Genomic DNA, 21,427 nt, shown 5'->3' with positions numbered 1-21,427 from the left:
GCCAGCTCCCACAGGTTTTGTGTTGCACTCGGTCCTTGTGGGAGCTGGCTTGCCAGCGATGAGGCCAGAACAGCCACCACAAAACCCTCAGACATAAAAAAGCCCCGGCATCTCACGACACCGGGGCTTTTTCATTCAGCCACTACTTACGCCAGTTCAAGCTCGGCATTCGCAGCAACCGCAGGCACTACCGCTTGCCCGCTCAACGCCAGGTCCAGCAGTTCACGGTTGGCCACCGCATACATGGCGTAGTCCGTGCCGCTCGCCGCACGGATTTCCACCAGCATGGCGCGCCAGCGCGAGATCATGCTTTCGTGCTGTTCCATCCACAGCGCCAGGCGTGCTTCCACGTCCTGAGTGCCGTCGCCCTGTTGCAGGACGGAGATGGTGATCGCACGTTGCTGCCAGTCGACGTCATCGCGGAACGCTTCACGGGCCAGGGCTTGCCAGTTGTTTTCAACCGGCAGCGCGCTGATCTGTTGCAGGTACCAGGTGATGTCCAGCGCACTGCCCACAGCGAAGTAGGCCTTGGCCACTTCGGCCGGGTTCTGGCCAGTCACGTCGGAGGCTTCGATGATCGGCAGCAGCGTGTACAGGTGCGAGGTGCCCGCAACCATACGCGCCAGCAGTTCCGGTACGCCGGCTTCGACATACGCCTGATAACGCGCCTGCCAGTTTTCACGGATTTCGCCGCTCAGCAGCTCGTCGAGTTTCAGACCCAGCTCTTTCAGGTGCGGACCGAAATGCGCGACGTCACGGGCAGCGTTCTGCTCGTTGCGACGGGCACGCAGGAACCAGCGCGTGGCACGGCGGCCTAGACGCATCAGCTCGTCCATCAGTTCCAGCTGTACGTCAGCGCTGACTTGGTAGTCCAGCGCTTCGATCTGACGGAACCAGTGCGGGAGGTGGAAGATGTCGCGCACGATCACATAGGCGCCAGCCACGTTCGCCGGGCTCATGCCGGTCGACTCTTTGAGTCGTTGAACGAAGGTAATGCCCATGTGGTTGACCAGGTCGTTGGCGATCTGGGTGCTGACGATCTCGCGCTTCAGACGGTGACGACGCATGGCTTCGGAGAACTTGCTGACCAGGGTCGGCGGGAACGCCGTTTCCATGTCGCGGGTCAGGTAGTCGTCGTCCGGCACCAAAGAGCCCAACAGCTGCTCTTTGAGGTCGATCTTGCTGTAGGAGATCAGTACCGACAGCTCAGGACGGGTCAGGCCGTGGCCTTCAGCGATACGCTCGTTGATCTGCTCTTCGGTCGGCAGGAACTCGATGGCGCGGTCCAGCTTGCCACGGCCTTCCAGATCACCCATCAGACGCTTGTACTCAGCGATGCGCTCGTATGCACGACGCGCTGCCAGGGACAGGGCCTGAGTCTGCTTGTAGTTGTTGCCCAGCACCAGATTGCCGACTTCGTCGGTCATGCTCGCCAGCAACTGGTTGCGTTGCTTGTCGGTCATGTCACCGGCCTGAACCACTTCGTTCAGCAGGATCTTGATGTTCACTTCGTGGTCGGAGCAGTCCACGCCACCGGCGTTGTCGATGAAGTCGGTGTTGGAGCCGCCGCCATTCAGACCGAATTCCACACGACCCAGTTGGGTCATGCCGAGGTTACCGCCCTCGCCCACGACTTTGCAGCGCAACTCGTTGCCGTTCACGCGCAGTGCATCGTTGGCCTTGTCGCCGACGTCGGCGTGGCTCTCGGTGCTGGCCTTGACGTAAGTACCGATACCGCCGTTCCACAGCAGATCCACCGGTGCCTTGAGCAAGGCATTCAGCAGTTCGGTCGGGGTCAGCTTGTCAGCCTTGATGTCGAAGCGTTCCTGCATCTGCGGGGAGATCGCGATGCTCTTCGCGCTACGCGAGAAGATACCGCCACCTTCGGACATGATGCTGGTGTCGTAATCGGTCCAGGCCGAACGCGGCAGGTCGAACATGCGCTGACGCTCGACGAAGCTGGTCGCCGGGTTCGGGTTCGGGTCGATGAAGATGTGCAGGTGGTTGAAGGCAGCGACCAGTTGCAGCTTGTCGGACATCAACAGGCCGTTACCAAACACGTCACCGGCCATGTCGCCGACGCCCACCACGGTGATGCTGTCTTCCTGAACATTGATGCCGCGCTCGCGGAAGTGACGCTGTACGCCAACCCACGCGCCTTTGGCGGTGATGCCCATTTTCTTGTGGTCGTAACCGGCGGAACCACCGGACGCAAACGCGTCACCCAGCCAGAAGCCATAGTCGATGGCGATGCCGTTGGCGATGTCGGAGAAGGTTGCAGTGCCCTTGTCCGCCGCTACTACCAGGTACGGGTCGTCATCGTCGTGGCGAACCACGTTCAATGGCGGCACCAGTGCGCCGTCTTTCAGGTTGTCGGTAATGTCCAACAGACCCGAAATGAAGATGCGGTAGCAGGCGATGCCCTCGGCCGCGATCTCGTCACGGCTGCCGCCCAGTGGCAGGCGACGCGGCAGGAAGCCGCCCTTCGCACCCACCGGCACGATAACCGAGTTCTTCACTTGCTGGGCTTTTACCAGACCGAGGACTTCAGTACGGAAGTCTTCTTCACGATCGGACCAGCGCAGACCACCACGAGCGACGTTACCGAAGCGCAGGTGCACGCCTTCAACGCGCGGCGAGTAAACGAAGATTTCGAACTTCGGCACTGGCTTCGGCAGCTCAGGAATCGCGTGCGGGTTGAACTTGAAGCTGAAGTACGACTTGTTCTGGCCGTTGGCGTCAGTCTGATAGAAGTTGGTCCGCAGGGTGGCTTTGATCAGGTCGAGGTAACGACGCAGGATGCGGTCTTCGTTGAGCACCTGGACGTCGTCCAGTGCGGTCAGAATCGCTTGTTCCAGACGCAGTTGCTTGTCTTCCAGATCGTCGTCGCTGAGTTTGCGCGCCAGATAGAAGCGGGTCTTGAACAACCGGGTCAGTTCGCGAGCGATGTCGGTGTGGTTGTTCAGGGTGCTGGCGATGTAACCCAGATCGAAGCCCAGACGAATCTGCTTCAGGTAGCGGGCGTAGGCACGCAGCAGCGCGACGTCGCGCCATGGCAGACCGGCGGTCAGCACCAGACGGTTGAACGCATCGTTTTCGGCGTCGCCACGAACGATGTGGACGAACGCGTCCTGCAGGGTGTCGTTGAGTTGCTGGATGTCGAGGTCCAGGCCTTCAGCGGCGGTGAACGCGAAGTCGTGAATCCAGAACTCGCGGCCATTGGTGTGACGCAGACGGTACGGGAATTCACCCAGTACGCGCAGACCGAGGTTTTCCAGAATCGGCAACACGTCGGACAGTGCCAGCGGGGTGTCGGCGTGGTACAGCTTGCAATGCAGCTCGCGTTGGCCGGATACCTGACCGAGCGGCTGATAGAAGCTCATCACCAGCGGATTTTTTTCGTTGAGGCTCAGCAGGTGCTGCATGTCGACCACAGCCGAATGCGCTGCAAAGCGCTCGCGGTAACCGGCCGGGAAGCCTTTCGGGAAGTCGGCCAGCACGTTGGTGCCGTGGGCTTCGCCGAAGCTTTCGACGGTCAGTGCAGCATAGTCGTCCTGCCAGCTGCGGCACGCTTGGACGACTTCTTTTTCCAGCAGCACCGGATCGATGTCGAGACGGTTTTTCGGGTCGACACGCAGGATCAACTGCACGCGGGCCAGAACCGATTCGGAGAAGAAAGTCCAGAATTCGCAATCGGAAGCCTTCAGGCGCTCCATCAGCACTTGCTGGATCTTCTGGCGAACTTCGGTGGAATAGATGTCGCGCGGCACGTAGGCCAGGCAGTAGCAGAAACGACCGTACGGGTCTTTGCGCAGGAACACGCGGATCTTGTTGCGTTCCTGGATCTGCACGATCGACATCACGGTGGTGAACAGTTCATCGACCGGGGTCTGGAACAGGTCATCACGCGGCAGCACTTCGAGGACCTGCGCCAGTTCCTTGCCCAGGTGAGCCTTGGACTGGAAGCCGGAGCGGGTTTCGATTTCTTCGACCTTGCGGCGGATGAACGGAATGACCCGCACGCTCTCGCCATACACCGAGGAGGTGTACAGGCCCATGAAACGGTGTTCCTTGATGACTTTGCCGTCAGCGTCGATTTCACGGATCGACACGTAGTCCGGGTACGCCGGACGGTGAACACGGCTCGGGTGCGCAGCTTTGGCAAACGACAGCAGGGTCGGTTCGCGCAGGTAGGCAACGGCGTAGTCTTCGATGCGCAGGTCTTCGTAGGTCAGGCCGGTGCGCAGCAGTTTGGTCAGGCCGAGGAAGGAGTTCTGGTCGTACTCGATGTGGCCGCCATCAGCCTGATCGGTGACCACGAATTCTTCGTAGCCGAGGAAGGTGAAGTGGTTGCCCACCAGCCATTCCAGGAAGCTTTTGACTTCGTTCTTTTCATCGGCATCGATGGCGAACGCGCTGTTATCGAGCTTGGTGAGGATTTCCTGCACCTTGGCTTTCATCGGCTCGAAATCGGCGACCGCGACGCGGACTTCACCGAGAACCTGTTCCAGCTCTTTGCTCAGCACATTCAGTTCGGCCGCGTTCGCGCAGCGGTCGATTTCCAGGTACATCAGCGATTCGTGCAGAACACCTTCCCCGGTGCTGCCTTTTGGCAGGATTTCCAGCAGTTCGCCCTTGCTGCCACGACGTACGCTGAGCACGGTGGTTTGCAGGGTGTGGATGCTGTAGCCGCGGCGGTTCAGCTCGGTGCGGACCGAGTCGACCAGAAATGGCAGGTCGTGGTGCAGGACTTCGACCGCGGTGTGGGTCGACTGCCAGCCATGACGCTCGTAATCAGGGTTGTAGACGCGCACTTGCGGTTGCGCGTGATCGAAGCGCTCAAGCAGGCGCCACGCAGAAAGAGTACAGCCAGCGAGGTCGGAGAGGCGACGTTGAGTCAGCTCGTCCAGGGAAATGATGCCGAAGAATTGTTCAGCGAACAGCGCCACTTGTGGCAGTGCCTGTTCACTGATGTGCTGCGCCAGTGCCGCTTGCAGTTGGTGCTGGAAGTCGGCTTTGCTGGCTGCGGTGAAGAACGCCATCTGTGGTACTCCGCTTAAGCTTGTTATTGATGGAAAGCGTCGCGTGCAACACCCCTTTCGGGGTTCAAGTCACCCTGCTCCTGATTCTCGGGCAGAGGAAACAGGGGGACAGGTGGGTGAAGCTGGACGGGACACTCAGGTCACATTCACCTTCCATAGAATGAGCATCTGCAAAAACGACTGTCGGGGCTGCCGACAATGCCTTTACGGGTGCTCATCCGTTGCGCAGCTTAATGGGTGCGACAATGTGTCTGCTTGCGGTGCTGCGACATATTCGGTCATCGGCACGTAAACCAAGGCTTTGGCACCGGTAAACACTAGCAGGCATTAAGAAAAACAGCGGCTCGAATGCCCGTATTTACGGTACATGCGTGCCAGAAATGACCATTGACCTGTGTCGCGTACACGACACATCCTCTGACACTCTCACATGCAGAAATTCCCGAGGGCTGGCAGAATCGCGCCCAATTGCGACCAACACGCCCTACGAGGCAGGAATTCCCCATGCAAATGACCACCGCCCTACTGATCGTCAACCCGTGCGATGACGAAGAAGACAACATGGCCATGCTCTGCTGCCACAGCGACAAGGGCGACATGTTTCTGATGAGCCGTTATCCGGATGAGGATGAGCTGGAGATTACGCTGGATGGCGAGCCTTCGACGCTGGATGGGGTGAAAGTCACCCTGACCTCGAATCTGTTGAAGATCGAAATCGCTGCAGCGGATGCCGATGCGTTGAACGGGGATGATGTGCTGGAGATCAGCTTTAACCCGGACATGGTGGATCTGGATGAGGTTGTCGAGACCTTGACGAACATCCTTGATGGGACGGGTACCTTCATTAACGAGATTTGATGTTGCCTGGGCTGGCCCCATCGCTGGCAAGCCAGCTCCCACAGTGATCGATGTGTTGCACAAATCGCATGCACACCACAGATAACTGTGGGGGCTGTGTTGCACAAATCGCATGCACAACCCTGAACCTGTGGGAGCTGGCTTGCCAGCGATGAGGCCAGAACAGTCACCCCAACACTCCGCTGCTACAAAAATCCAACAATTCCCCCAGTCATTTCCCGCACTTTGCGCAAAATGCCGTTAGTCGCCACCCCCCGCGATGGATTAAAGTAACGCCCCCAGCCCCGGCGTTATCCGAACGCCCGTGGCCATCCCTTTCCAGGAACAGTCATCGATGGAACATCGTGAAGCGCTGCTGGCGCTGCGAACCTTTCTTTCAACGCAGATTCTCGGCCAGGAAAAACTCATCGAGCGGTTGCTCATCGCCCTGCTCGCCGACGGCCACATGCTGGTCGAGGGCGCGCCGGGTCTGGCCAAGACCAAAGCGATCAAAGAACTCGCCGAGGGCATCGAAGCCCAGTTCCATCGCATCCAGTTCACCCCTGACCTGCTGCCCGCCGACATCACCGGCACCGAGATCTATCGCCCGGAAACCGGCAGTTTCGTGTTCCAGCAAGGGCCGATCTTCCACAACCTGGTACTGGCGGACGAAATCAACCGCGCCCCGGCCAAGGTGCAATCGGCGCTGCTCGAAGCCATGGCCGAACGTCAGGTCAGCGTCGGACGCAGCACCTACGAGCTATCGCCGCTGTTTCTGGTGATGGCCACGCAGAACCCGATCGAGCAGGAAGGCACTTACCCGCTGCCGGAAGCCCAGCTCGACCGTTTCCTGATGCACGTGAAAATCGGTTTCCCGGACGCTGCCGTCGAACGCCGCATCCTCCAGCAGGCCCGTGGCGAAGCGCTGAACGGCGAGACCAAGCCCGAGCGCCGGGTCAGCCAGCAGGCGATCTTCGCCGCGCGCAAGGAAATCCTCGGCTTGTACATGGCCGACGCCGTGGAGGAATACCTGGTGCAACTGGTCATGGCCACGCGCACCCCGGCCAAGTTCGACCCGGAAATGGCCGAGTGGATCGCCTATGGCGCCAGCCCGCGTGGCTCGATCGCCCTCGACCGCTGCGCCCGCGCCCACGCCTGGCTGGCCGGTCGCGACTTCGTCAGCCCGGAAGACATTCAAGCGGTGCTGTTCGACGTGTTGCGTCACCGCATCATTCTGTCGTTTGAAGCCGAAGCCGCCGGCATCGATCAGGATCGGGTGGTGCAGCGGATTCTCGACGTCGTAGCCGTCGCTTGACCCCCATGAACGCCCCTCTGCCGTCCGAACCGGGCATCCGCGTCAGCCTCGCCGAGCTGATCGAGATGCGTCACCGGGTGCGCGAAGTGCAGCTGTTTTCCACGCCAAGTCAGCGCAGCCCGCTGATCGGCCTGCATCACTCGAAATTCCGTGGTCGCGGGGTCGACTTCGATCAGGTGCGGGTCTATCAGGCCGGCGACGACGTGCGCACCATCGACTGGCGGGTGACGGCACGCACGCAAGAACCACACACCAAGCTGTTCCATGAGGAACGCGAGCGGCCGATTTTTATCATGGTCGAGCAAAGCACGCGGCTGTTTTTCGGCTCCGGGCTGATGTTCAAATCGGTGCTGGCGGCGCAAGCGGCGGCGTTGATCGGCTGGGCCGCGCTTGGCCATAACGATCGCGTTGGCGGGCTGGTGTTCGGCGACAACGAGCACTACGAAATCAAGCCACGGCGCAGCAAACAAAGCCTGCTGCAATTGCTCAACCGCTTGGTGAAGGTCAATCAGTCGCTGCACAGCGAGCGTGAGCCGGATCGCGATGCGTTTGGCGTTGCCCTGCGCCGTGCCCGTGAGGTGCTGCGCCCGGGCAGTCTGGTGATCGTGATTTGTGATGAGCGTGCGCTCTCCGACAGCGCCGAGCAGCAACTGAGCCTGCTGTCGCGTCACTGCGACCTGCTGATGCTGCCGTTGTCCGATCCGCTCGATCACGCCCTGCCCGCTGCCGGGCTTTTAAGATTCGCCGAACGCGGCGCGCAACTGGAACTCGACACCCTCAACTTCGACCTGCGCCAGACCTATCGCGCTCAGGCCGAAGCGCGAATCGCCCGTTGGGAATTGCTCGCGCAGAAGTTGCGGGTGCTGCTGATGCCGCTGAGCACGCAGAGTGAAATGGTCGAGCAGATGCGCGAGTTCCTCAATCCGCAGCGCCCGGGGAAAGGTCGATGAACGGCCTCGAACAACTGCAACCGCTGATCTCGCCGCCACCGATTGCCTTCTGGCCACCGGCGCCGGGCTGGTGGCTGCTGCTTCTGTTGCTGCCGCTGCTCGGTTTCGCCGTGTGGCGCCTGCGGCGTTTCATTCCGATGAAGAAACGCCCGATCGTCCGCGCCGAACAACCACTCGACCCGGTGCGCATCGCCGCCCTCGCAGAACTGGCGCAGATGCCCAAACCTTACGACGGCGCCCCTGCCGGGGCGTGGCTGCAACAGCTCAACGGCCTGCTCAAGCGCTTGTGCCGCAACCACTATCCCTACAGCCAGAGCCACACCCTCAATGGCCGCAAATGGCTGGCGTTCCTCGACAACCGCTGCCCGGCGGCTGGCCTGACACGCTGGATGGTGCTGGTCGAAGGCGCGTACAAACCTGAATGCAAACTCGACGACAAAGCCATCGCCGGCCTGACCCAAGCCGTCGACACGTGGATTCGCAAACATGTTTGAGTTCGCCTGGCCGTGGATTTTCGCGCTGTTGCCGCTGCCGTGGTTGATGCGCCTTGTATTGCCGGTGGCCGACAGCGGCGAGCCGGCGCTGAAAGTCAGTTTCCTCGCCGACCTCGAAGGCCTCGCCCGCCGTCGCGCCCGCGCCAACCTGCCGGCGTGGCGCCAACAGGCACCGTTCATGCTGCTGTGGCTGCTGCTGTTGATCGCTGCTGCGCGTCCGCAATGGCTCGGTGAGCCGCTGCCGATTGCGGCCAGTGGGCGTGATCTGTTGGTTGCCGTCGACGTGTCCGGTTCGATGGACTTCCCCGACATGCAATGGCAGGACGATGACGTCAGCCGACTGAATCTTGTGCAGCACTTGCTCGGCGATTTCCTCGAAAGCCGTGACGGCGACCGCGTCGGCTTGATCCTGTTCGGCAGTCAGGCCTATCTGCAGGCGCCGCTGACCTTCGACCGCCACACCGTGCGCATCTGGCTCGACGAAGCGCGCATCGGCATTGCCGGCAAGAACACCGCCATTGGCGATGCCATCGGTCTGGCCCTGAAACGCCTGCGCATGCGCCCGGCGCAAAGTCGCGTGCTGATTCTGGTCACCGACGGCGCCAACAATGGCGGTGAAATCGATCCACTGACCGCGGCAAAACTGGCGGCGAGCGAAGGCGTGAAGATCTACCCGATCGGCATTGGCGCCAACCCGGAAGAAAGTGGCTCCACAGCGCTGCTCGGGGTCAACCCGAGCCTCGATCTCGACGAGCCGGCGCTCAAAGCCATCGCCGAAGTAACCGGCGGCCAGTATTTCCGCGCCCACGACGGCAAAGAGCTGCAAGCGATCAAGGACACCCTCGACCAGCTCGAACCGGTCACCCAGCAACCGACCCAGGCCCGGCCGGCGCAAGCCTTGTATCACTGGCCGCTGGCGTTGGCCTTGTGGTTGAGCCTGCTGCTGGTCGCCCGCGAACTGTGGCCGGATAACCCGCTGCAACGCCTGTTCACCAAGGAGCTGTATCTGCAAAGTCCGTTGCCTGACTGGCGCGAGCGCCTCAAGCGCCTGCGTCTGCGGAGGCGTCGATGATCGCCCTCTGGCCGCACTGGTTCCGTCCCTGGTGGCTGCTGCTGTTGCCGCTGCTTGGCTGGCTGCTCTGGCAACTCTGGCACCGGCAGAAACGCGCCGGGCGCTGGCAGATGATTCTGCCGCCGGCGTTCCATGCCACGCTGCTTAGCGGCGGTAATGGTCGCGACAGCAAACTGCCATGGGTCGCCCTGGGTGTGGCGTGGCTGCTGACGATTCTGGCGCTGCTCGGGCCGAGCTGGGAACGCGTCGAACAGACCAGCCAGAAACCTGCCGACCCGTTGGTGGTGGTGCTGGAACTGACCCCGGAAATGCTCGCCACCGATTCGCCGCCGACGCGACTGGAACAGGCGCGGCGCAAGCTGTTCGATCTGTTGCAGGCGCGCAGCGATGCGCAGACCGCCATCGTCGTCTACGCCGGCAGCGCGCACACGCTGGTGCCGCTGTCGGATGACCTCGCGACCAGTCGTAATCTGCTCGATGCGCTCAAGCCATCGCTGATGCCGGAAAGCGGCCATCGCGCCGATCTGGCCGTTGGCAAAGCACTGGCGCTGCTGCAACAGGGCGCGCTGGGTCAGGGGCGAATTTTGCTGATCGGCTCATCGCTGAGCGAAGAGGAACGCCAAGGCATTCGTCGCGCACTCAGCGGACAATCGGCGCAATTGTTGATGCTCGGCATCGGCACCGCTGAAGGTGCACCGATCGCTCAAGAGGACGGCAGTTTCCTCAAGGACGAACAAGGCGCGATTCGCGTGCCGCAACTCGACAGTCCAGGCCTGAGCGCATTCCTCAATAGCGTCGGCGGCGAATACCACCCTGCCCGTCTGGACGAAGGCGATCTAGCTGCCCTCGGCCTGCTCGACGGCCCGCGCAGCCTGCGCGACGACGGCCAGACCGTGCGTCTGGATACCTGGGCCGATCAGGGTTACTGGCTGCTGTTGCCGCTGTTGTTGCTGGCCGCGTGTGCCGGACGGCGCGGCTGGCTGTTCTGTTTGCCGTTGCTGTTGTGCCTGCCGCAACCGAGCTACGCTTTCGATTTCGAAGACCTCTGGCTGCGCCCCGACCAGCAAGGCCTGCATCTGCTCAAACAGAAACGCCCGGCCGAAGCGGCGCAACATTTTGACGATCACCAGTGGCAAGGGGTGGCGTTGTACGAGGCCGGCGACTACAGTGGCGCCGCCCAGCGTTTCGCTGAAGGCAGCGATGCCCGCGCTCACTACAATCGTGGTAACGCGCTGGCGAAAAGCGGCGAGCTGGACGCAGCGATCGACGCCTATGAACAGGCGCTGGAACTGCAACCGGATTTGCGCCCGGCACAGACCAACAAGGCCCTGGTGGAAAACCTGCTGAAGCAGAAAAACACCCCGCCGCCCGCCGAGCCGGAAAACAAGCCCAGCGAGCAAAACCTGCCCGGCGATGAACCGCCGCCAGCGACTGCACCGCCGCCGGCAGTGAAAAGTGAAACACAAAGCGAGGCGCAGCCCGCCGAGTCGGCCAGCGAACCGCCGCCAACCACACCTCCGCAGCCAGGCCCCGACGAACTACCGGGCAGCGTTGAGGAAGAACAAACCGACACCGTGCCGACCCTGCGCCCGAGCGAGGACAACCTCGAAGGCGAGCAACGCCAGGCACTGGAACAATGGCTGGGCAAGATCCCGGACGATCCGGGCGAATTGCTGCGACGCAAATTCTGGTACGAACAGCAACAACATCAGGATCAGGAAAACACTCAATGAACCGTTTCACCGCGCTCTTGCTGCCCCTGCTGCTCTGCACGGCCACCGCCAATGCGGCCGAGCTGACTGCCAGTGTGGATCGCAGTCGCCTGAATTCCGGCGAGACGGTCGAACTCACTCTCGAAACCAGCGACGTCACCCAGTTCGGCAAACCCGACCTGGCCCCGCTGGAAGCGTTGTTCGAAGTGCGCGGCACGCGGCAAGTCAACCAGCTCAACACCCTCAATGGCGACAACCGCGCGACCACGCGCTGGATCATCACACTGTTGCCGAAAGAAAACGGCAGCGTGGTCATTCCGCCGTTGCAAGTGGGTGACGTGCAGAGCCAGCCGATCACCGTGCAAGTGGTCGAAAGTGACACTCGTGACGAGAAGAACAACCTCGATCCGGTGTTCATCGAGGCCAGCCTCGACCAGTCCAGTGTTTACGTACAGGCCCAGGCGATTCTGACCCTGCGCATCTACCATTCGGTCTCGTTGTATGACGACAGCAGCCTGACCCCGCTGCAAATCGCCGATGCGCGGGTTGAGCAGTTGGGCGACACCCGCACATACGAAAAAGACATCAACGGTGTGCGCCATGGCGTGATCGAGATGCGCTATGCGATCTATCCGCAGCACAGCGGTTTGCTGACCATCGTGCCGCAGACGTTCAGCGCAACGCTGGTCGACACGCAGCCGGCCCAGGACGCCAGCGCACAAGGGCCAAAGGCCGGCAAATTGATGCGCGTCAGTTCCGCCGAAATCCCCCTGACCGTCAAGCCCAAGCCGCTGACCTACCCCGCCGATGCGCCGTGGCTACCGGCGCGCAGCCTGAGCCTGAGCGAGAGCTGGAACCCGGAGCCGGAGCACATCCAGGTCGGCGACTCCCTGACCCGCAGCCTGACGCTGAAAGTCGAAGGCTTGGCCAGCTCGCAACTGCCAGCGCTGCCCGCCACCGAAGTCAACGGCCTGCGCCGCTATCCGGATCAACCGGTGCTGAGCAACCAGAGCAGCGACCGGGGCCTGATCGGCAGCCGTGAAGAACGCGAAGCGCTGGTGCCGAGCCGCAGCGGCGCAATCGAATTGCCGACCGTCGACGTGGTCTGGTGGAACACCTTCGAAGATCACCTGGAACACAGCAGCCTGCCGGCGCGCACCCTGCAAGTGGCGAACAACCCGAGCCTGCAAGTCGACACCCCGGCCGGCAATCTGCAACCGAGCGTCGTCGATAACGACGTGCTGTGGTGGTGGAAACTCAGCACGCTGATCCTCGCCTGCACCACCCTCCTCGGCTTCGGCCTGTGGTGGCGCGCACGCTGGCAACCGGCGATCCATCGCGCCGCGCAAACCGGGCCGAGCCCGCGAACCTTGATGGACGACATCAAGCGTGCGAGCCAGGCGAATGACCCGCAGGCGACACGGCAGGCACTGGATGCTTGGGCGCGGCAGCAGCCGGAGACGCTGGCGGACATGGCGGCGCGGTTTGTGCCGTTGTCGGATGCGCTGGATGGGCTCAATGGTGCGCTATACAGCGAGACGGGGCAGCATTGGCAGGGTGAGGATTTGTGGCGGGCGATTCGTACTATTCCGGCGGCTGAGCGGGTGCAGGATCCGGTGGGTGACAGCGGGTTGCCGCCGCTTTATCCGAAGTAAAAAGCAAAAGATCGCAGCCTGCGGCAGCTCCTACACATATTTCTGTAAGAGCTGCCGCAGGCTGCGATCTTTTGACTTTAAGACATCAGACCCAATCGATCTTCAATCAGTGTTGGAAACATAAGGGTCAACACCCTCCCGGATCAATCGCTCCTGCAGCTCAAACAAAAACTTCATAACTGCTTCCTCACCCATGGCTGCGGTCAGCGCTTCCTGTTCCGAAATCTCATCCTCACGTATGACATCCACGTGATTACCCGCGTCGTACTTGATGAAATAACGTTCGTGGCGCAGGTAAATTTCCACATCGCGAAATTTGAAAAACACGTTATCCACGCCGCTTCCTCATTGGAAAGTCGAAAGCAAACTCACTTTCCCCGTCGTTTGCCTCGCACGTTCAGTCGCAGCATTGATCTCATCCGCATACGCCGACACGTCCAGACCCAGACTGATCATCGACCTGATCGATTCCAATGCGACGTAAATCGCACGGTTGCCGTGACGTGAAGTCACCTTCAGTAATACGACCAGTGCTCTCTCATCCGGGTCTCCCAACGTCTCGCATAACCGCAATACCCAGAAATCGCTTTTGCTGTCTACAACTGCCAATAGCTCCAGCCAATCGGCGTCAGAAAAGCCATCCAGCATTTCGTAAGCCCTGATAATGGCGACATCGGACCAGTAATCGCTTGAGTATTCTTTATCAGCAAACATCTCGATAAATTTATCAAACTTAATAAACATCGTCGCTTGGCTCACCCCGTGAAGAAACCACCTACCGACTTCTAAAGAAGAAAAAGTTTCGTACGGCTTCCATGTCCGATAGTAAAACGGGGACAGACTACGTTTTCGGAGTACTTCCTAAACGTGGTCTGTCCCCATCATTTACCCGTATATCTCAAGAAATCCCTTGTCACTCGATTCAACGGTAAGCACTGCATCCTCATACCCCTCAAGGTCATCGCTCAGCCAGGTTTCCCCTGGGCGCAGCAGATGAAACTTCACCGTCGCATCGAATTCGTCACCCGAAATGACTCCCTGCAGAACTCCCGGCTGACCTGACTTGTTCCACGCCTCAAACACTAAAAACAAGTACGAGAGCGCGCATGCCAAAAAATCAGCGGTTACATAATCATCGGCATGGATCGAGTTAACGAAACATTCATATCCCGTTCTATCTGGGAAATTCTTCAGGCTTACATGCTTCTGGAAGCTCTCCAGACTCTTCAAAAAAACACAACCATCCCGTTCCACGAAACCGGACCTTGCGATATCCGCCAACTCGCCATCCAGAGAAGCACACCCCACACGAGCGAGCATTTGCTGCATTTCACAGTTAAGTTTCACACACGTCCCTCAAGCATCACGCCACTTCGCCAAGCACCAGGGCTGTAAGGGTGTATCGCGCACGGACAAATGCAGAATACAGAACCGGGGACCCTGCACCGAGGACAGACTACAGTTTATTTAAACGTAGTCTGCCCCCCCCCAAATTTATTGCTTACTCCGCCAGTCAGAGAGTGCGGCCCGTTAATTGGAGCTCTTTCCATAATCAAACCCTTCGGGAATGTCAGGCCAAACTGGCTTTACGAGCAACGCATCCAGATCGTCATAGATATCCCTGAAAAAATTCGCAAGATCCATGCAATTCATACGTGAATGCACCAGCGCCGCCGTCAACATGACATCATCCCCACTCTCCCTGGCGGAGGCCATTTTAGACATATTGAAAAGAGCTTTCTCAAGTCTTTCCGACAACTCGGCCTCCCAATTCAGTTTGTAATCAGCCTCCCAACTGTCATCATCAAAACCACCGGTTTTTTCTTTAACCAATTGGATGATCAGGTTTTTCACCGATTGGAAATCATTCATCTCAACTTTCTCTTTTCCGCGCGGGCATTTTTGTTTTTGCTTCATTTACCGGACCATCGAGGTTCAACACAACTTTCAGATCGTTAAATTTATCGAAGACCTTAAGGTGGTCATGGTGAGCGTTATTGCAATAAAACCGGGACCGATCACGTTTATTATCAAATCAATGGTTGAATTTCGTTGTCACTTGTTCGCCTTCGCGGCAGGACAGGACAGGACAGGACAAAGGATATCCATGGCTCGCCGCGAGCGACTGCAATCTCGTGTAATTTTTCTACAATCGCATAGATTTTCGAATGGTTGAAATCGTTTTCAGCGCCCCAGATTTCTGAACCATTTTTTTCAATGGCGAGACTGACTTACTTCCTTTATATAGGAAGAAAACTGTCCACCACCTTGATCCACATGCAGCCGCCCGCACTGCTGGCATCGATAAACCGTCACAGCCCCTTGATCTATCGTTTCGTAGAACTCGTCTTCAGACAGCCAACGATTTGATAGCGCACAGCCAATTTCATCTATCTTCTGTTCAGCGACCAGAGACATTTCACACTCGGAGGTCCCTTGAGACAGGTTGATTACATGACCGCAGACACAAGCAAATTTCGGCATGATTACTGAAGCGTCCTCTTTCTGTTCAAGCTTCGTCTTATGCCCATTTTAGAAGCACAGCTTCATCGGAAACTGTTGGTAGTTTTCTAAAACGCGAAAAGCATACCGCACCTACCGCCAATGATATCAATATGATAGCCAAATACCAGATAACCGCTGTCAGGCGTCACCGTAATGCCCAGCCGCGCGATACCCCGACAAGCCCTCACGCCGCAATAATCTGTAAACTCTCCCCTCTTTCGCCGCCCTTCATGTCCCTGCGGCCATCACCTCTTTATCTGTAGCGGAGTCCGCCTTGCGTCTGTTTCACACCTCCGACTGGCACCTTGGGCAAAACCTGCACGGCCAGGAGCGCGATTTCGAGCATGCGTGCTTTCTGGAATGGCTGCTGCGCCAACTGCAACTGGCGCAGCCGGATGTGCTGCTGATTGCCGGGGACATCTTCGACACGGTGAACCCGCCGGTCAAAGCCCAGGAACGCCTCTACGATTTCATCGTCAGCGCCCACGAGCAGCAGCCGTTGCTGACCATCGTAATGATTGCCGGCAACCACGATTCCGGCTCGCGGATCGAACTGCCCGCGCCGTTGATGCGCCGTTTGCGTACTCATGCGCTGGGTCGGGTGCTGTGGCTGGACGATGGCCAACTCGATGCCGAGCGTCTGCTGCTGCCGCTGCCGAACGCACAGGGCGAGATCGCCGCGTGGTGCCTGGCGCTGCCGTTCCTGCGCCCGGCGGAGGTGACTGGCGCGCATTTGGGCGACAACTATTTGCGCGGTATCGGTCAGGTGCATGAGTGGCTGATCGAAGCGGCGAACGCCAAGCGCAAGCCCGGCCAGGCGCTGATCGCGATCAGCCACGCACATATGGCGGGCGGTTCGGTGTCGGAAGACTCCGAGCGCAGCCTGATCATCGGCAACGCCGAAGCCCTGCCCGCCAGCCTGTTCGGGCCGAGCATCAGCTACGTCGCCCTAGGTCATTTGCACAAGCCGCAGAAGGTCAACGGCGAAGAACGCATTCGCTACAGCGGTTCGCCGATTCCGCTGTCGTTCTCGGAGATTGGCTACCAGCACCAGATTCTCGACGTCGTGCTTGATGGCGAAACCCTGGTCAGCGTCGAGCCGAAACTGATCCCGCGCTCGGTCAACCTGCAGCGCATCGGCCCGGCACCGCTGGCCGAGATTCTGCTGCAACTGGCCGACCTGCCGAACATCGATCTGCTCGCCGAAACCCAGCGCCAGCCATGGCTGGAAGTGCGCGTGCGCCTTGACGAACCGCAACCGGATCTGCGCCATCAAGTGGAAAACGCCTTGCAAGGCAAAGCCGTGCGGCTGGTGCGCATCGCTGCCGAATACGCCGGTAACCGTGGCGCTGATGGCGTTGAGGACGGCACCGCTTTGATCGAACTGGATCAACTCACGCCGCAGGAACTGTTCAGCCGCGCCTGGCTCGACAACTATGGCAACGAGGTCGATGAGCAGACGCTCAAGGACTTCGCCGAACTGCTGCAAGACGTGCAAATGGAGGGCGAGCAGCCATGAAGATTCTCGCCATTCGCTTGAAGAACCTCGCCTCGCTGGCGGGCCCGTTCGAGATCGATTTCACCGCCGAGCCGCTGGCCAGCGCCGGTCTTTTCGCGATTACCGGCCCGACCGGCGCCGGTAAAAGCACCCTGCTCGACGCCTTGTGCCTGGCGCTTTTCGGCGCGGTTCCACGCCTGAACAACACGGGCCGCGATGCCAAGGTGCCGGATGCCGACGGCGAAATCGCCACCGGCGACCCACGCACGCTACTCCGTCGAGGCACGGGTGAAGGCTACGCAGAAGTCGATTTCGTCGGTGTCGACGGCCGTCGCTATCGGGCGCGCTGGGAAGCCAATCGCGCGCGGGAAAAGGCTGGCGGCAAGTTGCAGGCCAGCCGGCAGAGCCTGCGCGATATCGATCAGGATCAACTGCTCGCCAGTCAGAAAGGCGAGTACAAGACTCAGCTGGAAGCGGCACTGGGCCTGAACTTCGAACAGTTCACCCGCGCCGTACTGCTGGCCCAGAGTGAATTCAGTGCGTTCCTCAAGGCTGACGACAACGACCGCAGCGAGCTGCTGGAAAAACTCACCGACACCGCGCTGTACACCCGCCTGGGCCGCCGCGCGTTCGACAAAACCAAAGAAGCCCGCGAAGCGCACAAGCTGTTGCAGGATCAGGCCACCGGCGTCACGCCGCTGACTCCCGAGGCCCGTGCCGAACTGGACGGGCGTTTCAACGCTGCGCAGCAACAGATGAAGTTGCAGCAGACGCAACTCAAACAGCTTGAGCAGCAGCACAGCTGGCTCAAGGATCTTCGCCAGTTGCAGGACGCGCAGCAAGCGGCTGCCGAACAACTGCACAGCGCCCAACAGCAGTGGGAAGGTTTGGCCGGTGATCGGCTACAACTGACGCGACTGGAGCAATTGGGCCCGCAACGTCACCAGTTCGCCCGCAAGACTGAACTCGACGCGCTCTTGTCCCCGTTGGCCGCGCAGATTGCCGCGCACACACAGCTACACGTCGAGCTGACCGAGCGCCAGACGCTTCTGGAGCAAAACCTCGACGCCGCGAAAGTCGCGCTGAACGAAGCGCAGCACACGCAAACCGACAGTGCACCGTTGTTGCGTCAGGCATTCGAAGAGCAAAGCACCCTCGCCCGTCTGGCCAAAGACACGGCCCAGAGCGGCGAAGCGAAACACCATGCCGAGCTTGCCTGCAGCCAAGGCCAGAGCGCCATTCAAGCCTTGCTGGATAAGCAGACCGAAGTCGCCGAGCGCTTGCAAAAGATTGCCGCCGAACTGGAACAGAGCGCTCATCTCGCGCCATTGAGCGACGCATGGAACGCCTACCGCGATCGCCTGCAACAACTGATGCTGATCGGCAATCGCTTGAACAAGGGCCAGGCGGAACTGGCCTCGCTCGAAGAAAATGCCACTCGCAGCGCCGAAACCTTCACCACACAAAAACAGCAACTGGAAGTACTGTTCAAAGAGGCTGGCGCCGAGCCGGATGCGGTCGCCGAGCAGATCGGCATCCTCGGCAATCTGCTGCAGGACAACCGTAAACAGCTACGTGCCATCGAAGACCTCTCACGCCTGTGGGCCACTCGACAGGATCTGGACAAACGCGGCGCCGAGCTGCACCAGCGTCAGCTCAACGCTCAGCAGGAGCGCGAGCGCCTGACTCAGGACGGGGTCAAAACCAAAGCCGAACTGACCATCGCCGAGCAAACCCTTAACGTCACCCGCGAGTTGCTTGAGCGTCAGCGTCTGGCCCGCAGTGCCAGTGTCGAGGAGTTGCGCGCGCAGTTGCAGGACGACCAGCCGTGCCCGGTCTGCGGCAGCAACGAACATCCGTACCACCAGCCCGAGGCGCTGTGGCAAAGCCTTGGCAAACACGATGAAAGCGAGCAGGCCAACGCCCAGCGAGTGGTCGATCAGCTCAAGGAAAAACTCACGGAACTGCGCGCCGAAGTGGTTGGCGTCATCGCTCAGCAGAAAGAACTGCTGCAACAGCAGGAGCATTTGGCGAATCAGCAGCAGGCGTTGGCACCAAGCCTCGACGCTCATCCGCAAACCGTGCAACTGATGAATCAGGACGCCGACAAGCGGGACGCCTGGCTCACCCGGCAGAACGAGCAGTTACACCAGAGCATCACTCAGGACGAACAACGCCAAAGCGCCCTGCTCACCTTGCAGCAGGATGCCGCGCGGCTGACCCAGCAACTGCGTCAGGCCGAAACCGCGCATCAGCAAGCGGCGCAGCATCTGAGCAACCAACAGCGCGAGCTGAACAGCGACCGGCAGCGGCTTGAAGAAGAACTCAGCGCGTTCGCCAGTCTGCTGCCAGCGGACACTCTTGAGGCCTTGCGTGTAGAGCCTGCGGCAACGTTCATGCAACTCGACCGACAGATCGCCGAGCGCCTTGAGCAAGTCGATCAGCAAAAGGAAGAGCTGGCCGAACAGCAACAACGTCAGCAGACGTTGGAGAAAGAACAGGATCGTCAGCAGAGCCGCGTGCAACAGTCGCAAGCCGCCGAACAGCAGTTCAATGCGCTGGCCGAGCAACAGCGGGCCTGTCAGGAAAAACTCGCGCAACTGCTCGGCGAGCAGAGCAGCGCCGAGCGCTGGCAGCAGCAACTGGAACAGGCCGTGGAGCGGGCGCGTCACGCAGAAACCACGACTGCCCAGGAACTGCAAAACGTGCGCACGCAACTTGTGCAGATCGCTGCCGAGCTCAAGGCGCAGCAGGAACGCTTGCAGGCGCTGGACACTGAAGACAAGGATCTGGCCGGCAAGATTGCCGACTGGCGCGCCCGTCACCCGGAACTGGACGACGGCGGCCTCGAAGAGCTGTTGCGCGTCGACGACGGGCAACTCACTGAACTGCGCCAACGCCTGCAACTCAATGAAAAAGCCATCGAACAGGCGAATGTTCTGTTGCAGGAGCGTGAGCAGCGCTTGCTCGATCATCAGGCCCAGCACAACGGCAATCTCGACGCCGAACAACTGGCCAGCGCCCTTGCCGACCTGCAAAACCAGTTCAACGTCAGTGAGCAGCAATGCGCCGAATTGCGTGCCGAACAGGCTGAAGACCAGCGTCGGCAGAACGCCAATCAGGCGCTGGCGCAGCAGATCGCCGACGCCTATGCCGAATACCAGCGCTGGGCACGCCTGAGCGCATTGATCGGTTCGGCGACTGGCGACACATTCCGCAAGATCGCCCAGGCCTACAACCTCGACTTGCTGGTGCACCACGCCAACGTGCAGTTGCGTCAACTGGTCAAGCGCTACCGTTTGAAGCGCGGCGGCAGCATGTTGGGGCTGTTGGTGATGGACACGGAAATGGGCGACGAACTGCGCTCGGTGCATTCACTGTCCGGCGGCGAGACGTTCCTGGTGTCGTTGGCTCTGGCGTTGGGCCTGGCATCGATGGCATCGAGCACGCTGAAAATCGAATCGCTGTTCATCGACGAAGGCTTCGGCAGCCTCGACCCGGAATCCCTGCAACTGGCGATGGACGCCCTCGATGGCTTGCAGGCGCAGGGTCGCAAGGTCGCGGTGATTTCCCACGTACAGGAAATGCACGAAAGGATCCCGGTGCAGATTCAGGTGCAGCGTCAGGGCAATGGTTTGAGCACATTGGAGGTGAAATGAATACGCTGTACTCCTTCCGCCGTTGCCCGTACGCGATGCGGGCGCGGATGGCGCTGCGTTATTCGGGCGTGGCGGTGAACATTGTTGAGGTCAGCCTCAAGGCCAAACCGGCCGAAATGCTCGCGATCTCGCCCAAAGGCACGGTACCGGTGCTGGATGCCGGTGGTCTTGTGATTGATGAGAGCCTGGAGATCATGCGCTGGGCGCTGGCGCAGAATGATCCGCAGGGATGGTTGCTTGACGGGGATTCACGAATTGCCGACTTGATCGAAGCGAATGATCAGGGGTTCAAGGTGCAGTTGAATCGCTATAAATATGCCGAGCGCTATCCGGAGCAACCGATGGAGGTTTATCGGGCCGAGGGCGCGGTGTATTTGCAGAGGCTGGAGGAACTGCTGACGGATCGCGATTATTTGTTGGCGGATCATCCGAGCCTGGCGGATATCGCCTTGTTGCCGTTCGTACGTCAGTTTGCCCATGTAGATCGCGAGTGGTTTGCGCAGACGCCTTTCGTACGATTACAGGCTTGGTTACAACACTTTCTAGAATCCGACCTCTTCACCTCGATCATGAAGAAGTAGCACCATTTCTCCTGCACAGGGTAAACCCTGTGGTGAGGGGATTTATCCCCGATGGGCTGCGATGCGGCCCTGAATTCAGATGCCCCGGTGAGTCAGATTAATCTGGT

The 21,427-nt window shown here is 59.9% G+C and carries 16 protein-coding genes; 10 read left to right on the top strand and 6 right to left on the bottom strand.

Translation table 11 applies throughout. The features are described from left to right. Positions 1 to 146: 146 nt before the first annotated feature. Entirely contained in the window at positions 147 to 5,042 is a 4,896-nt protein-coding gene (locus AC3WMT_RS23510; protein ID WP_103305777.1) for an NAD-glutamate dehydrogenase, read from the bottom strand. A 504-nt stretch (positions 5,043 to 5,546) separates the two neighbouring features. Between AC3WMT_RS23510 and AC3WMT_RS23505 the strand changes: the two genes are divergently transcribed. The 7 genes from AC3WMT_RS23505 to AC3WMT_RS23475 all read left to right on the top strand — a co-directional run bounded on the left by AC3WMT_RS23505 (position 5,547) and on the right by AC3WMT_RS23475 (position 13,077). After that, a complete protein-coding gene (locus AC3WMT_RS23505; protein ID WP_103305776.1) occupies positions 5,547 to 5,900 on the top strand; it encodes a hypothetical protein in 354 nt (117 codons plus the stop codon). Positions 5,901 to 6,234: 334 nt separating this feature from the next. Beyond that, complete coding sequence (locus AC3WMT_RS23500) at positions 6,235 to 7,194, top strand: AAA family ATPase (protein ID WP_003218556.1); 960 nt, start codon at positions 6,235 to 6,237, stop codon at positions 7,192 to 7,194. 5 nt (positions 7,195 to 7,199) lie between these two features. Further along, positions 7,200 to 8,144 carry a DUF58 domain-containing protein gene (locus AC3WMT_RS23495; RefSeq protein WP_103305775.1) on the top strand — a complete coding sequence of 315 codons (945 nt, stop codon included), beginning with the start codon at positions 7,200 to 7,202 and terminating at the stop codon, positions 8,142 to 8,144. After that, positions 8,141 to 8,638 (top strand): DUF4381 domain-containing protein, encoded by a 498-nt coding sequence (locus AC3WMT_RS23490; protein ID WP_095050116.1) that lies wholly within the window; start codon positions 8,141 to 8,143, stop codon positions 8,636 to 8,638. The genes AC3WMT_RS23495 and AC3WMT_RS23490 overlap by 4 nt, the downstream gene beginning before the upstream one ends. Then, positions 8,631 to 9,710, top strand: coding sequence for a vWA domain-containing protein (locus tag AC3WMT_RS23485; RefSeq protein ID WP_103305774.1), 1,080 nt, complete (start codon positions 8,631 to 8,633; stop codon positions 9,708 to 9,710). Before AC3WMT_RS23490 ends, AC3WMT_RS23485 begins: the two co-directional genes overlap by 8 nt. Continuing rightward, positions 9,707 to 11,443: a tetratricopeptide repeat protein gene (locus AC3WMT_RS23480; RefSeq protein WP_103305773.1), complete on the top strand. Its 1,737-nt coding sequence runs from the start codon at positions 9,707 to 9,709 to the stop codon at positions 11,441 to 11,443. Before AC3WMT_RS23485 ends, AC3WMT_RS23480 begins: the two co-directional genes overlap by 4 nt. Beyond that, a complete protein-coding gene (locus tag AC3WMT_RS23475) occupies positions 11,440 to 13,077 on the top strand; it encodes a BatD family protein (RefSeq protein ID WP_103305772.1) in 1,638 nt (545 codons plus the stop codon). Before AC3WMT_RS23480 ends, AC3WMT_RS23475 begins: the two co-directional genes overlap by 4 nt. Before the next feature lie 102 nt (positions 13,078 to 13,179). Here AC3WMT_RS23475 and AC3WMT_RS23470 read toward each other — a convergent pair whose 3' ends face one another. The 5 genes from AC3WMT_RS23470 to AC3WMT_RS23450 all read right to left on the bottom strand — a co-directional run bounded on the left by AC3WMT_RS23470 (position 13,180) and on the right by AC3WMT_RS23450 (position 15,561). Continuing rightward, positions 13,180 to 13,413 (bottom strand): hypothetical protein, encoded by a 234-nt coding sequence (locus AC3WMT_RS23470; RefSeq protein ID WP_103305771.1) that lies wholly within the window; start codon positions 13,411 to 13,413, stop codon positions 13,180 to 13,182. Positions 13,414 to 13,422: 9 nt separating this feature from the next. Next, the gene (locus AC3WMT_RS23465; RefSeq protein WP_103305770.1) at positions 13,423 to 13,821 is read right to left on the bottom strand and encodes a hypothetical protein; all 399 of its coding nucleotides are present in this window, start codon (positions 13,819 to 13,821) and stop codon (positions 13,423 to 13,425) included. A gap of 141 nt (positions 13,822 to 13,962) precedes the next feature. After that, a complete protein-coding gene (locus tag AC3WMT_RS23460; protein WP_103305769.1) occupies positions 13,963 to 14,424 on the bottom strand; it encodes a PM0498 family protein in 462 nt (153 codons plus the stop codon). Positions 14,425 to 14,607: 183 nt separating this feature from the next. Continuing rightward, positions 14,608 to 14,994, bottom strand: a complete 387-nt coding sequence (locus tag AC3WMT_RS23455; protein ID WP_177431442.1) for a hypothetical protein — start codon at positions 14,992 to 14,994, stop codon at positions 14,608 to 14,610. 297 nt (positions 14,995 to 15,291) lie between these two features. Then, complete coding sequence (locus tag AC3WMT_RS23450) at positions 15,292 to 15,561, bottom strand: DUF8617 domain-containing protein (protein ID WP_492577971.1); 270 nt, start codon at positions 15,559 to 15,561, stop codon at positions 15,292 to 15,294. Positions 15,562 to 15,856: 295 nt separating this feature from the next. On the opposite strand from AC3WMT_RS23450, the gene AC3WMT_RS23445 reads away from it, so the two are divergent. From AC3WMT_RS23445 to AC3WMT_RS23435, 3 genes are read left to right on the top strand one after another with little or no spacing between them, the layout of a single operon-like run. Beyond that, positions 15,857 to 17,101, top strand: coding sequence for an exonuclease SbcCD subunit D C-terminal domain-containing protein (locus AC3WMT_RS23445; RefSeq protein WP_103305767.1), 1,245 nt, complete (start codon positions 15,857 to 15,859; stop codon positions 17,099 to 17,101). Further along, positions 17,098 to 20,739: an AAA family ATPase gene (locus AC3WMT_RS23440; RefSeq protein ID WP_103305766.1), complete on the top strand. Its 3,642-nt coding sequence runs from the start codon at positions 17,098 to 17,100 to the stop codon at positions 20,737 to 20,739. Before AC3WMT_RS23445 ends, AC3WMT_RS23440 begins: the two co-directional genes overlap by 4 nt. Continuing rightward, positions 20,736 to 21,320 (top strand): glutathione S-transferase, encoded by a 585-nt coding sequence (locus AC3WMT_RS23435; protein ID WP_103305765.1) that lies wholly within the window; start codon positions 20,736 to 20,738, stop codon positions 21,318 to 21,320. The genes AC3WMT_RS23440 and AC3WMT_RS23435 overlap by 4 nt, the downstream gene beginning before the upstream one ends. The last annotated feature ends 107 nt before the right edge of the window (positions 21,321 to 21,427 follow it).

Source organism: Pseudomonas sp. FW305-7, from assembly GCF_058786735.1.
This window is presented reverse-complemented; position numbering and strand designations above follow the sequence as displayed.

Bases quoted from the DNA above. Each gene is read 5' to 3' on its own strand.
- AC3WMT_RS23435 (WP_103305765.1), top strand. From the start codon at position 20,736: ATGAATACGCTGTACTCCTTCCGCCGTTGCCCGTACGCGATGCGGGCG.
- AC3WMT_RS23475 (WP_103305772.1), top strand. From the start codon at position 11,440: ATGAACCGTTTCACCGCGCTCTTGCTGCCCCTGCTGCTCTGCACGGCC.
- AC3WMT_RS23505 (WP_103305776.1), top strand. From the start codon at position 5,547: ATGCAAATGACCACCGCCCTACTGATCGTCAACCCGTGCGATGACGAA.
- AC3WMT_RS23485 (WP_103305774.1), top strand. From the start codon at position 8,631: ATGTTTGAGTTCGCCTGGCCGTGGATTTTCGCGCTGTTGCCGCTGCCG.
- AC3WMT_RS23455 (WP_177431442.1), bottom strand. From the start codon at position 14,994: ATGAAGCAAAAACAAAAATGCCCGCGCGGAAAAGAGAAAGTTGAGATG.
- AC3WMT_RS23510 (WP_103305777.1), bottom strand. From the start codon at position 5,042: ATGGCGTTCTTCACCGCAGCCAGCAAAGCCGACTTCCAGCACCAACTG.
- AC3WMT_RS23450 (WP_492577971.1), bottom strand. From the start codon at position 15,561: ATGCCGAAATTTGCTTGTGTCTGCGGTCATGTAATCAACCTGTCTCAA.
- AC3WMT_RS23490 (WP_095050116.1), top strand. From the start codon at position 8,141: ATGAACGGCCTCGAACAACTGCAACCGCTGATCTCGCCGCCACCGATT.
- AC3WMT_RS23500 (WP_003218556.1), top strand. From the start codon at position 6,235: ATGGAACATCGTGAAGCGCTGCTGGCGCTGCGAACCTTTCTTTCAACG.
- AC3WMT_RS23480 (WP_103305773.1), top strand. From the start codon at position 9,707: ATGATCGCCCTCTGGCCGCACTGGTTCCGTCCCTGGTGGCTGCTGCTG.
- AC3WMT_RS23495 (WP_103305775.1), top strand. From the start codon at position 7,200: ATGAACGCCCCTCTGCCGTCCGAACCGGGCATCCGCGTCAGCCTCGCC.
- AC3WMT_RS23440 (WP_103305766.1), top strand. From the start codon at position 17,098: ATGAAGATTCTCGCCATTCGCTTGAAGAACCTCGCCTCGCTGGCGGGC.
- AC3WMT_RS23465 (WP_103305770.1), bottom strand. From the start codon at position 13,821: ATGTTTATTAAGTTTGATAAATTTATCGAGATGTTTGCTGATAAAGAA.